This window comes from Brevibacillus fortis (assembly GCF_046196545.1).
Taxonomy (GTDB): Bacteria; Bacillota; Bacilli; order Brevibacillales; family Brevibacillaceae; genus Brevibacillus; species Brevibacillus fortis_A.
On record NZ_CP176370.1, the window covers coordinates 2,744,031 to 2,755,721 of the forward strand.

General features: G+C 48.4%; 11 protein-coding genes. 7 read left to right on the top strand and 4 right to left on the bottom strand.

Features of this window, described 5'->3' with window-relative positions; translation table 11 throughout:
* Positions 1-105 precede the first annotated feature (105 nt).
* The gene (locus ACKKE8_RS14250) at positions 106-1,050 is read right to left on the bottom strand and encodes a rhodanese-related sulfurtransferase (protein WP_409178701.1); all 945 of its coding nucleotides are present in this window, start codon (positions 1,048-1,050) and stop codon (positions 106-108) included.
* 196 nt (positions 1,051-1,246) lie between these two features.
* On the opposite strand from ACKKE8_RS14250, the gene dut reads away from it, so the two are divergent.
* Positions 1,247-1,783, top strand: a complete 537-nt coding sequence (dut, locus tag ACKKE8_RS14255; RefSeq protein WP_409178702.1) for a dUTP diphosphatase — start codon at positions 1,247-1,249, stop codon at positions 1,781-1,783.
* 91 nt (positions 1,784-1,874) lie between these two features.
* Here dut and ACKKE8_RS14260 read toward each other — a convergent pair whose 3' ends face one another.
* Entirely contained in the window at positions 1,875-2,177 is a 303-nt protein-coding gene (locus tag ACKKE8_RS14260) for a hypothetical protein (RefSeq protein ID WP_409178703.1), read from the bottom strand.
* A 150-nt stretch (positions 2,178-2,327) separates the two neighbouring features.
* Between ACKKE8_RS14260 and ACKKE8_RS14265 the strand changes: the two genes are divergently transcribed.
* The 6 genes from ACKKE8_RS14265 to ACKKE8_RS14290 all read left to right on the top strand — a co-directional run bounded on the left by ACKKE8_RS14265 (position 2,328) and on the right by ACKKE8_RS14290 (position 9,670).
* A complete protein-coding gene (locus ACKKE8_RS14265; protein ID WP_409178704.1) occupies positions 2,328-3,554 on the top strand; it encodes an NAD(P)/FAD-dependent oxidoreductase in 1,227 nt (408 codons plus the stop codon).
* A gap of 226 nt (positions 3,555-3,780) precedes the next feature.
* Positions 3,781-4,842, top strand: a complete 1,062-nt coding sequence (locus ACKKE8_RS14270) for a sulfate ABC transporter substrate-binding protein (protein ID WP_409178705.1) — start codon at positions 3,781-3,783, stop codon at positions 4,840-4,842.
* A 30-nt stretch (positions 4,843-4,872) separates the two neighbouring features.
* Complete coding sequence (gene cysT / locus ACKKE8_RS14275) at positions 4,873-5,709, top strand: sulfate ABC transporter permease subunit CysT (RefSeq protein ID WP_409178706.1); 837 nt, start codon at positions 4,873-4,875, stop codon at positions 5,707-5,709.
* A gap of 12 nt (positions 5,710-5,721) precedes the next feature.
* Entirely contained in the window at positions 5,722-6,588 is an 867-nt protein-coding gene (cysW, locus tag ACKKE8_RS14280) for a sulfate ABC transporter permease subunit CysW (protein ID WP_409178707.1), read from the top strand.
* Positions 6,585-7,706 carry a sulfate/molybdate ABC transporter ATP-binding protein gene (locus ACKKE8_RS14285; RefSeq protein WP_409178708.1) on the top strand — a complete coding sequence of 374 codons (1,122 nt, stop codon included), beginning with the start codon at positions 6,585-6,587 and terminating at the stop codon, positions 7,704-7,706. Before cysW ends, ACKKE8_RS14285 begins: the two co-directional genes overlap by 4 nt.
* Positions 7,707-8,056: 350 nt before the next feature.
* Positions 8,057-9,670 (top strand): ABC-F family ATP-binding cassette domain-containing protein, encoded by a 1,614-nt coding sequence (locus tag ACKKE8_RS14290; RefSeq protein WP_409178709.1) that lies wholly within the window; start codon positions 8,057-8,059, stop codon positions 9,668-9,670.
* 66 nt (positions 9,671-9,736) lie between these two features.
* On the opposite strand, the gene ACKKE8_RS14295 is transcribed toward ACKKE8_RS14290, so the two are convergent.
* Both ACKKE8_RS14295 and ACKKE8_RS14300 read right to left on the bottom strand, forming a co-directional pair.
* On the bottom strand, positions 9,737-9,922 hold the full coding sequence (locus tag ACKKE8_RS14295; protein WP_409178710.1) for a hypothetical protein: 186 nt from the start codon (positions 9,920-9,922) through the stop codon (positions 9,737-9,739).
* A 43-nt stretch (positions 9,923-9,965) separates the two neighbouring features.
* Positions 9,966-11,609, bottom strand: coding sequence for a PucR family transcriptional regulator (locus ACKKE8_RS14300; protein WP_409178711.1), 1,644 nt, complete (start codon positions 11,607-11,609; stop codon positions 9,966-9,968).
* Between the last annotated feature and the right edge of the window lie 82 nt (positions 11,610-11,691).

The window sequence follows — 11,691 nt, forward strand, 5'->3', positions numbered from 1 at the left end:
AATTCAGGGAAAGGGAAAGGGAAAGGGAGGGGAATGTGAGCCCTTTGTCTATAAAAAAACAAGCTGACTCTACGAGAGAATCAGCTTGTTTGTGTTTGTATCCAATTATGCGTTTGATCCAGCAGCTTCCAGCTTTGCTTTTTCTTCTGCTTCTACATAACGGTTGCGAGGGTGCTCGCGGCATTCATCAGAGCAAGAACGCTTGAATTTTGTCTCACATTCTGTGCAGCAGAAGTGCTGCTTGTTGCAGAATGGGTTGGCGCAGTTTACATAGCGGTCTTCCACAGTACCACAGTAATGGCAACGGCCAATTACAACGTCTTCTTCTGTATGGTTGATCGGCACAGAGATGCGCTCGTCAAACACGTAGCATTTTCCATCCCACAGTCGCCCTTGGACTTCTGGATCTTTTCCATAGGTGACAATTCCGCCCTCAAGATGGTAAACATTTTCAAAACCTTGTTGCAGCAATACACCTGTCAGCTTTTCGCAACGAATACCGCCTGTGCAGTAGGTGAGGACTTTTTTATCCTTGAACTGGCTCATGTTTTCACGAATCCACTCAGGGAACTCACGGGATGAATCCACTTCAGGGCGAATCGCACCACGGAAATGTCCCAAATCGTATTCGTAGTAGTTGCGACCGTCGAGGATCACGACGTCTTCTTCCTGCATCATTTCGTACCATTCTTTTGGATTCAAATAGGTTCCGACTAGTTCATTCGGATTGACATCTTCCTCCAAACGCCAGGTTACGAGCTCCTTTTTCGCGCGAACAAACATTTTTTTGAATGCATGTTCTTCCGACTCATCTATTTTAAACCACATATCACTAAAACGTGGATCTTTTCGCATATATTCCATGTAGGCGTCGGTTTGTTCAATCGTGCCGGATACGGTTCCATTAATGCCTTCCGGAGCTACGATAATCCGCCCTTTCAGCCCGTTATCCTTGCAGAATTGCAAGTGCTCGGCTGCGTACTCCTCATAATTTTCAATAGGAGTATACTTGTAATACAACAAAATGCGATATGGTTTTTGTACTTGCAAGGTACAATTCCACCTTTCTTTTCAATTGTGATTTTAGATGCAACGGTGATTATATCACATTCCATTGTTAAAAGCGCTGAAAAAGAAAGGGATTTGTGAGGTTTTTATGAAATTCGGTGCTTCTTGCTGGATGTGATCGCATCTTGTACACTATGAAAGGTAATCAGCCGACAGGCTATAGAGGAGAGACTATTACATGAACATGACAAATGAGCGCCTGGTTACACAGGTGAAAATTAAAAAGCTCCACCAAGACGCCGTGATCCCAGCGTACGCGAGAGCAATGGACGCGGGCTTTGATCTGGTCGCGGTAGAGGATACATTGATTGCCCCTGGCCAATCTGCAAAAGTTCCAACTGGCTTGGCGTTCGCGCTTCCAGAAGGATTTGAATTGCAAGTGCGCCCTCGCTCCGGGATCAGCGCAAAAACAAAGCTGCGGTTGTCCAATGCACCTGGGACTGTTGATGCAGGCTATCGCGGTGAAGTATGCGTCCTGATCGATAATATTCGGATCGCATCTGGAAAAAGTGGCCAGGTATGTCTGGGCGCTGGCGAAAACGAAGTAACCGTTGAACAAGAAGTCGATGCACATAGCTACTTGATCAAAAAAGGGGACCGGATTGCACAGGGCGTCATTGCAATTGTTCCAGTCGCGCAATTTGAGGTAGTCGATGAGCTGGATGAGACAGAAAGAGGAGCGGGCGGCTTCGGCAGCAGCGGTATCAAGAGCTAGTTCTAACGAGTAAAAATACAAGACCCCTGGTCATCAGCCGTGTAAATGAACTTGAGCTGATACGTCAGGGGTCATTGTTTTGATCAAATCCTCATCCTTTGGCGGATAAAAACTGGTCAATTCTCGAAAGATCGTCAGCTGTCAGCGAACATCCATCTGCTTTGACGAATACGCAAGGTCCATAGACCCAGTCTAAAAAACCGTCTGATGTGATGGGGAAATTGTTCGCTTGTACCCCGCGGGCATCTTCATTCACAACGAGGGAAATTCCCTCCAGATGGTCATCTTCCACTACCTCATAATCACCATCCACCAGCTCCTGTAGTTCATCCGTCCCAGCGATTTCTCGAACAACTGCATTTTCATGCGGAAGCTTTACGTATACCGTGGTCAAGCGCAATCACTCCTTCTGACATCCATCATAACGTATCACCATTGAATTGTGCGATAGGGGAGCGGATGCCTGTTGGCGTGTTGGTTATCCTAATGGTTGAGAATTGAAGTAACGTCCGTATTGATACTTTCAGCCTGAGGGGACATGCTGATGATATTCGTGACCGGAAAACTGTATTGGCCAGAAACATTGCCAGGGCCACCCCTATATCCCGCTTTGACCGAGGACGTGAAGTGTGATGTTCTGATTATTGGTGGCGGTGAGGCAGGAGCGCTTGTTTCCTATTATTTGAAGCAGCATGATGTGGATGTCATCCTCGTGGATAAACAGCGGGTAAGTGGAGGCAGCAGCATCGCTAACACCGGTTTGCTCCAAATATGCAACGATAAAACGTTGACAGCCTGTATCCATTCTTTCGGTGAGCAAAAAGGAGTTCGTTTTTACGAACTGACGCGGCGGGCTGTCGATGAATTGGAAAAAATCTCTGGGCAGCTAGACCACTCTCCAGATTACATAAGACGTGACAGCTTGTATTATGCCAGTGAACCAGCTGATGCGGAGAGCTTGCGGACAGAGTACCAGTTATTGAAGAAGTGTGGCTTTCCAGTCACGTATTTTGAGCGAGCAGATATAGAGAAGCGATTCTCCTTTTCAAAGGAAGGGGCAATTTATTCCAAGGGAGATGCGGAGTTCAATCCGTATAAATTTACCAATGGTGTGATCGCCCACTCTGTGAAAAAAGGGACGCGCGTATACGAAAATACAGAAGTCGTTCATCAAAAAGTGCATGACGGAGGACTTTTGGTCTATACCAAAAGTGGGCACACAATCACGTGCAGGCGTGCCGTGTTTGCCACTGGCTACGAAGCACAATCCATGAAGCGCAATGCCAATGCCGTGATTTCCAGCTCGTTTTCCATCGTGACCAATCCAGTCGATTCGTTTCCGGGCTGGCCGAAATCATGCTTAATATGGGAAACAGCCCGTCCATACTTGTATATCCGTACTTGTCCGGAAGGGAGAATCATTGTCGGAGGACTTGATGAGCCGTTGAGCGACTTGCAAAAGAGGGATGCTTCCAGTCTGAAGAAGCGGGATCAATTGCTCGCAAAGATTCAAGCGTTATTTCCACAGATTCCAATGCGAGCCGAATATTATTGGGGAGCGACTTTTGTCGAAACCCATGACGGACTCCCGCTGTTTGGGGAGCAGGAGGGCTTTCCACATTGCTTGTTCACGCTAGGCTACGGAGGGAACGGAACCGTCTATTCGACCATCGGAGCGCAAATCATCTCCGATCTGATTACAAAAGGAGGTCATTCGGACGCCGATCTTTTTGCTTTTGACCGGATGAAATATGCTAGTGCCACTGTCTGATCCGAAAAAGCTTTCCCATTCAACGGGAAGGCTTTTTTTTGAAAATGTCAGAATGGGCGGGCCCAAATTTACTGGATAGGCAAGTAACACTTGAACGTGGCCTACCTGCCTAGCATAGGGTAGATGGAAATATCGTTGACAGGAATAAAAAGGCAGGTATAATCTTCAATAACAGAGTATTCCGAGTAAAATACTATAGATTAAAAGAGGAGTGAAGGTGAGCTGTATGAAAACCACGAAAGGCAAGGTCCAGATGATCCTGCAACGCGTAGGAATCGTTGCTTTGGCGGCTGCTATGGCAGGTTGCTCGGCTGCTGCACCAGCAGAAACAGGTAATGGAGCGGCGGGCAGCAACTCTACGGTAGAGCTGCTCAATGTTTCCTACGATCCGACGCGAGAGTTTTACCAAGATATCAACAAGGAGTTTGCCTCAGAGTGGCAACAAAAGACGGGTCAAACAGTGACGATCAAGCAATCACATGGCGGTTCAGGCAAGCAATCCCGCTCCGTCATCGATGGTTTGGAAGCAGATGTAATCACCCTAGCCCTCGCCTATGATATTGACGCGATTGCCGAACGCGGTCTGATTCCTGCCGATTGGCAAAAGAAGCTCTCGGATAACAGCTCGCCTTACACCTCCACGATTGTGTTTCTCGTGCGCAAAGGCAATCCGAAGCAAATCAAAGATTGGGATGATTTGATCAAGCCTGGTATTTCCGTGATCACACCGAATCCGAAAACGTCTGGGGGAGCTAGATGGAACTACTTGGCTGCTTGGGGTTATGCCTTGAAGACAAATGGAGGAGATGAAGCGAAGGCACAAGAATTCGTGGCACAATTGTTTAAAAACGTACCTGTCCTCGATTCTGGGGCGCGTGGTTCGACCACTACTTTTGTCGAGCGTGGCATTGGGGATGTACTGATTGCATGGGAAAATGAAGCGTATCTCGCGGTCAATGAACTAGGGAAAGACAAGTTTGAGATTGTGAATCCGTCCTTGAGCATTTTGGCTGAACCGCCTGTCACCATCGTTGACAAATACGCTGACAAGCACAAGACAAAAGAAGTAGCGGAAGCATACCTCCAGTTCCTGTATACCAAAAAAGGCCAAGAGCTGGCTGCTAAGCACTACTACCGTCCACGTTCACAGGAAGTACTCAAAGCACATACACCCGCATTCCCCGAAATCAAATTGTTTACCATCGATGAGTTGTTTGGTGGCTGGACGAAAGCACAAAAGACTCATTTTGCAGATCAAGGCGTCTTCGATCAACTTTATAAACCATAGACGTACACTTTCCTCAGAGGAGTTACCTTCATGAGAAAATCATTCCGCAACAGAGGGTTTTTGCCGGGCTTTGGCATGACCATGGGCTATACCATCATCTACCTGAGTCTACTGGTGCTGATCCCTCTGTCTGTCTTGTTTTTAAAAGCTTCGACGATGAGTTGGGAGCAATTCATAGGGACGATCATGGATACAAGGGTCCTTGCCTCCATTCGTGTGAGTATTATGACTTCTTTTTTCGCGGCTTGTCTCAATGCAGTGTTCGGTGTCTTGGTGGCATGGGTGTTGGTACGCTATCAGTTTGCGGGGAAGCGGATCATTGACGGCATTGTTGATCTGCCATTTGCTTTACCTACCGCTGTAGGCGGGATTGCCCTGACTTCTATTTACGCTGAAAATGGCTGGATCGGGCAGTACCTGGCGGAGTGGGGGATCAAGGTAGCGTATACTCCCATCGGTATATGGGTTGCCCTAACATTCATCGGTCTTCCTTTTGTCGTCAGAACTGTCCAGCCTGTGTTGCAGGATTGGGATTTGCAGATGGAGGAAGCGGCGGCTACGTTGGGTGCTACCCGATGGAATACATTTTGGCGAGTGGTTTTGCCGCATTTGTTACCAGCGATCATTACGGGTTTTGCGCTCGCCTTTGCCAGAGCACTGGGTGAGTATGGCTCCGTCGTGTTCATCTCTGGGAACATGCCGTTGAAAACAGAAATAGTGCCCCTCTTGATTATGACCAAGCTGGAACAGTTCGACTATGCAGGCGCTACGGCAATTGCAACGATCATGCTAGTGATTTCTTTTATCATGCTTTTGGTCATCAACTACTTGCAATGGAAAATCAATAAATTCGATGCGGCCCGTTAGGAGGTATCACGTATGAAGCATTTGACGGAGCCGACCTATATCCGATGGACACTGATTATCGTGGCCTTGCTCTTCCTCGGCTTGTTTTTAATCCTGCCGCTAGTAGCTGTTTTTACAGAAGCGTTTCGACAAGGGGCGGAGGTGTTCGTGGCGTCCATTACAGAGGAGGAAACGTTATCCGCTGTCAAGCTCACCTTGCTTGTCGCTGCCATTAGCGTACCGCTTAATGTAACGTTCGGGATCGCGGCTGCATGGGCAATAGCCAAGTTTTCGTTCCCGGGTAAAAATGTGTTGCTTACGTTGATAGACTTGCCATTTGCCGTATCTCCAGTGATAGCGGGCCTTATCTTTGTCCTCTTGTTTGGGAGTCAGGGTGTGGCGGCGCCCTTGATTGCGGCGTGGGACTTAAAAATCATCTTCGCGGTTCCCGGTATCGTGCTAGCGACGACCTTCGTTACCTTCCCGTTCGTCGCTCGTGAACTGATTCCGGTCATGGAAGCACAGGGAAGAGACGAGGAGGAAGCAGCAGTCTCGCTCGGAGCAAGCGGCTGGAAAACATTTTTACGCGTCACGCTGCCAAACGTAAAATGGGGACTCCTGTATGGGGTCATTCTGTGTAATGCCCGCGCCATGGGTGAATTCGGGGCAGTATCCGTCGTTTCCGGTCATATCCGCGGCATGACCAATACGCTCCCGTTGCATGTGGAGATTCTCTACAACGAATATCAATTCGCTGCTGCCTTTGCGGTAGCCACCTTGCTTGCTGCCTTAGCCTTGGTGACGCTTATTCTGAAAAGCTTGATCGAGTGGAAAACCGAGCGGCAGGCAAAGCTGGATGAGGAACAACACTACGACGTGACAGGAGAGAGAGCCGGATGAGTATCGAGGTCGTGAACATTACGAAGTCATATAAAAGCTTTACGGCGCTGAAAAATGTGAATCTGCATATCCCGGAAGGCGAACTCGTAGCGCTTCTCGGGCCTTCCGGATCGGGAAAGACGACGCTTTTGCGTCTCATCGCTGGACTGGAACAACCGCAGGAGGGGAGCATTCTCTTTCACGGAGAGGATAATACGAACCGCGACGTGCGCGAGCGGCAGGTTGGATTTGTTTTTCAGCATTACGCCTTGTTTCGGCATATGAACATTTTTGACAACATTGCGTTTGGTTTGTCCGTTCGCTCCCGCAAAACACGGCCGAGCAAGGAGGAAATCAGTGAAAAGGTTCATTCGCTGTTAAAACTCGTGCAGCTAGAAGGTCTCGCACATCGCTATCCCTCACAGCTATCCGGTGGTCAGCGCCAGCGTGTCGCATTGGCGAGGGCGTTGGCAGTGGAACCAAAATTTTTGCTGCTGGATGAACCGTTTGGCGCTTTGGATACGAAAGTGAGACAGGAGCTGCGTCGCTGGCTCCGTCATCTGCATGGGAAGCTCGGGCTGACGATTCTGTTCGTCACACACGATCAAGAGGAAGCTATGGAATTGGCGGATCAGGTAGTTGTGATGAATGAAGGACGAGTGGAGCAGGTAGGATCGCCCGAAGAAATTTATCATCATCCGGCGAATCCGTTTGTATACAGCTTTCTGGGGCGGGTCAATCTGTTTCACGGACGAATCCAAAATGGCAAAATCAAGCTCGGCGAAGCAGAATTCGAGACGGATTGGAAGGATAAAGCGGTGGAGGCTCCCGCTGTCGGATACATGCGTCCACATGATGTAGAGATATCGTTGCGACCGCCTGAGGGGAAGTCTGCCAGATCTGTTCAGGCCGAGATTAACCATATTTCGCTCTTGGGCCCGATTGTTCGTCTTGACCTGAAGCGTTTGGACACAGATGAGGTGTTTGAGGCAGAGTTGAGCAGGCAACGTTTTATGGAGTTAAACGTAGAAGAGGAGAGCATTGTGTATGTGACGTTGCATAATGTATCGATCTATGTGGATTCACAGCCTGTACAGACACATCGTCCTTCCCTCGTTCCGTTGCAGGCCAGTGTTTGATCCGATTAATTGCAAACAAACCGGTCTGCATTTGCCGCAGGCCGGTTTTTGATGGAAGCACTCTCTACTCGCCACGTTGCTTGGAGCGTGTCTGTTCTTTGCTAAGTGTGTTGGAAGACCGGGTTTGCGAAGGGTTTTCTTTCTTTCCCATCTCATTTTTGACACCATTTTGCTTGGACATATCTTAAGCCTCCTTCCCACTGGTTTGCCATGGTAGTTTTCCCTGTGAAAATGAATTTCATGAATCAAGTGTTTTTTGCTGTGCGCGAAATCGTTTACCTTTTGCAAAATGAGGTCATCTCTGGTAAGATAAGTGTTTGAACGATTCAAAAAAGGCAGGTATTGCGACGATGATAAGCACTCAGAACGTGACGCTGCGCTACGGCAAGCGCGCACTGTTTGAAGATGTATCCATTAAGTTTACCCCAGGTAACTGTTACGGCCTCATCGGTGCGAACGGTGCAGGGAAGTCTACCTTCGTGAAGATCCTCTCCGGAGAGATCGATCCGACGAGCGGTCACGTTTCGGTGACACCGGGCGAGCGTATCGCTGTATTAAAGCAGAACCACTTTGAATTCGACGAGTACGAAGTGTTAAAAACGGTAATTATGGGCCACAAGCGCCTGTTCGAGATCATGGAAGAGAAGACCGCTCTCTACATGAAAGAAGATTTCTCTGAGGAAGACGGCAATCGCGCGTCCCAATTGGAGGGAGAATTCGAAGAGCTGAACGGCTGGATGGCCGAAGCAGATGCAGCTAGCTTGCTGATCGGTCTGGGTATCCCGACAGACTTGCATGACAAGCAGATGAAAGACCTCTCTGGTACGGAGAAGGTACGTGTTCTGTTGGCGCAAGCCCTGTTTGGCAATCCACACATCCTGCTCCTCGATGAGCCTACGAACCACTTGGACATTGAGTCGATTCGTTGGTTGGAAAACTTCCTGGCGGATTATGAAAACACCGTCATCGTTGTATCCCATGACCGTCACTTCCTGAACAAGGTGTGTACGCATATTGCGGATATTGACTTTGGCAAAATCCAAATGTACGTGGGTAACTACGACTTCTGGTACGAATCCAGCCAATTGGCGCTGAAGATGGTTCGTGATCAGAATAAGAAGAAAGAAGAAAAAATGAAGGAACTGCAAGAGTTTATTGCGCGTTTCTCTGCGAATGCTTCCAAGTCCAAGCAGGCGACTTCGCGTAAAAAACTGTTGGAGAAAATTACGTTGGATGACATTCGTCCTTCCAGCCGTAAGTATCCGTTCATCAACTTCAAGCCAGAGCGTGAAGCGGGTAAAAACCTCGTAGCAATCGAAGGCTTGAGCAAGACAATTGAAGGCGAAAAACTGTTTGAAAACCTTCACCTCACCATCAACAAAGGAGACAAAGTTGCGTTTGTCGGACCAAATGAGCTGGCGAAAACAACCTTCTTCCAAATTTTGATGGGCGAAGTTCAGCCTGATAGCGGTTCTTTCGAATGGGGCGTTACGACTTCCCAAGCGTACTTCCCGAAAGATAATGCTGAGTACTTCAATTCTGACTTGAGCCTGGTTGACTGGCTGCGCCAATACTCCAAAGATCAAGACGAGACATTCATTCGTGGATTCCTCGGTCGCATGCTGTTCTCTGGAGATGAAGCTCTCAAAAAGGCGAACGTATTGTCCGGGGGAGAAAAAGTTCGTTGCATGCTGTCCAAGATGATGCTGGCAAGCGCCAACGTATTGATCATGGACGAACCGACGAACCACTTGGATCTAGAATCCATTACTGCCTTGAACAACGGCATGATTGAATTCGACGGTACACTTCTGTTCGTATCTCATGACCACCAGTTCGTCCAAACCATTGCGAACCGGATCATTGAGTTCACGCCGAAGGGTGTCATTGATAAAATGATCACGTATGACGAATACCTGGAGAGCGACGAAATCAAACGCCTGCGTGACGAGCATTACGCGTAAGCTGCCTACGCACATATAAAGAGCCCTTGGCTTCGCACAAATCGTGCTGAAGTCAGGGGCTTTTTCTCATGTTACCGGATTTTCCACGAACTCGATTTTGTTAAGAAACGCTTCCTTGCTCGAGAAAATAACGCGCTCTTTTCGGGGGGAAGTAAAAAACACCACGATATATTCGTCATCTATGTATTCTACCGTGCCTCGTTTCTTTGGTCTCTGTATCGTCTTCACGGGCTTATTCAACCATTCGTTCATCTGTTGTTCCTCCTACCTGGCTTTCCCATTCATTATACCAAGATTAAAGGCGATGCCCAATGACATGTGCAGTTATGGCGATGCGCAGCAGCATTTGATCGTGCCCGTTTTCCGCATTCAATCCGGTCCACTCTCGGATGAGCTGGATGCGGTACTTGATTGTATTTTTATGGACATACAAACGACGCGCGGCTTCTGCATAATTACCATCCGCTTGCAAAAACACTTGCAAGGTATGTAAGAGCTGTCCGTTCTTTTCTCGATCATAGCTTTGAATTTTGCCCAGACATTCCTCAGCAAACGCTTGGGCTTCTGTCGCAGGATCGTCTGCGTACATGATTCGCTCGAGTCCCAAGTCGTGGTAGCTTTTGACGCTAAGAGAAGAGGCGGTGGCTGGGTTTGCAGAATGGAGAGCGGTTCGCAAGCTGATCAGCGCTTCCCGATAACTACGAACGATGCCTTCTCGCTCGGGATGATAACGCCCAATTCCTGCAAAGACGGGCTGATCCAGTTGCTTGGTGACCGTCTTCAAGCATTGTTCTTGAAGCCACTGCGAGAGCGATTCGGTGGAGGCATGAATAGACATAGGCACGAGCAAGAGGACACGATTTTCCTGATCCAATCCATACAGAATCGCTTCATTGGAAGAAAAAAAGCAGTGCAACGCGTTCAGAAGATGATGGTTTTCTTGCCAAAGTTCCATCCCGGTTTTGTCATGGGGGGAGGTGCTTAGGAGCATTGCGATATAGTGATCGGACAACTCCCAGCCGACTTCATCCGCCTTTCGCATGAGCATTTCATGTGAGACGATCTGGCCACTGACGAGTTGTTGCAAAAAATCATTGCGAAAACGCTGAAATGTTTCCCGGATAGCTCGTTGTCGCTGCATTTCAAGTGACAAGAGGGCAGCACTTTGCTCAATGGCGACTTTTTCCCACGCGTATAGATCACGCTCCCGCTGTCCAATGATGATGGTTCCTTGCACGATTTGGTCGTGGAGAAGCCACCGGACATGGATGCCTTCTTTTTGTCTGCTAAGAGGCTCTTGCGTTAGTCGGATCGGAGCGCGTTGGCCGTATAGCTTGTCCAATGAATCATCGCGTGGGAACGAACCAAGCGAGGAATCCCATTTCCATTTATGCTGGGGGACATGGATGGAGACAGGAGCATCAAGGATATCGGACAGTAAATCTGTCAGAGTAGAAATCGGAGCTCCTCCCGCTAAATAGTGATGAAACCGTTCATAAATGGCATGGGTTCTGTCCAGCTCGATACGCTGTTTGTCATTGATGTATTGAACGACTGGCACGATGACATCCGACCAAGCTTTATTCATCGGAAAGGACAGGATGGGAAACGCCTTTTTCGTAGCGTGGGAGAGAACGGCTTCAGGAAGGTCCTCGATGTATCGACCTAATTTGATGGCAAGCCCGGGGGTGCCGATGGCGACTAGCTCATCGATGAGTGTTATCAGCCGTTTCGTACATGTTTTTTGCTGAGAGAGAAATGGAAAACCTGTCGTCAGGACGAATTCACCAGCTCGTAGCCACCTGTGGCCATCGGGAGAATCAAACGAGGTGACTCCTAGCAGTTCATTTTCTAAAGAGTCAGCGCCCGCAAGCACTGACGATTCATCAAAGCCACCAACTTGTATGAGCTCACGGACAGTAATCATTACGCTCACCATGCCTTCATCATCTTTTAGCTACTTGCACAAAACCTCGTTCCGTTTTCTAGTCATGTGAACAAAGGAGAAATTTGAATTTTTC

Coding starts and splice junctions, on each gene's coding strand:
- dut (WP_409178702.1), top strand. CDS start 1,247: ATGAACATGACAAATGAGCGCCTGGTTACACAGGTGAAAATTAAAAAG.
- ACKKE8_RS14265 (WP_409178704.1), top strand. CDS start 2,328: ATGATATTCGTGACCGGAAAACTGTATTGGCCAGAAACATTGCCAGGG.
- ACKKE8_RS14270 (WP_409178705.1), top strand. CDS start 3,781: ATGAAAACCACGAAAGGCAAGGTCCAGATGATCCTGCAACGCGTAGGA.
- cysT (WP_409178706.1), top strand. CDS start 4,873: ATGAGAAAATCATTCCGCAACAGAGGGTTTTTGCCGGGCTTTGGCATG.
- cysW (WP_409178707.1), top strand. CDS start 5,722: ATGAAGCATTTGACGGAGCCGACCTATATCCGATGGACACTGATTATC.
- ACKKE8_RS14285 (WP_409178708.1), top strand. CDS start 6,585: ATGAGTATCGAGGTCGTGAACATTACGAAGTCATATAAAAGCTTTACG.
- ACKKE8_RS14290 (WP_409178709.1), top strand. CDS start 8,057: ATGATAAGCACTCAGAACGTGACGCTGCGCTACGGCAAGCGCGCACTG.
- ACKKE8_RS14295 (WP_409178710.1), bottom strand. CDS start 9,922: ATGAACGAATGGTTGAATAAGCCCGTGAAGACGATACAGAGACCAAAG.
- ACKKE8_RS14300 (WP_409178711.1), bottom strand. CDS start 11,609: ATGGTGAGCGTAATGATTACTGTCCGTGAGCTCATACAAGTTGGTGGC.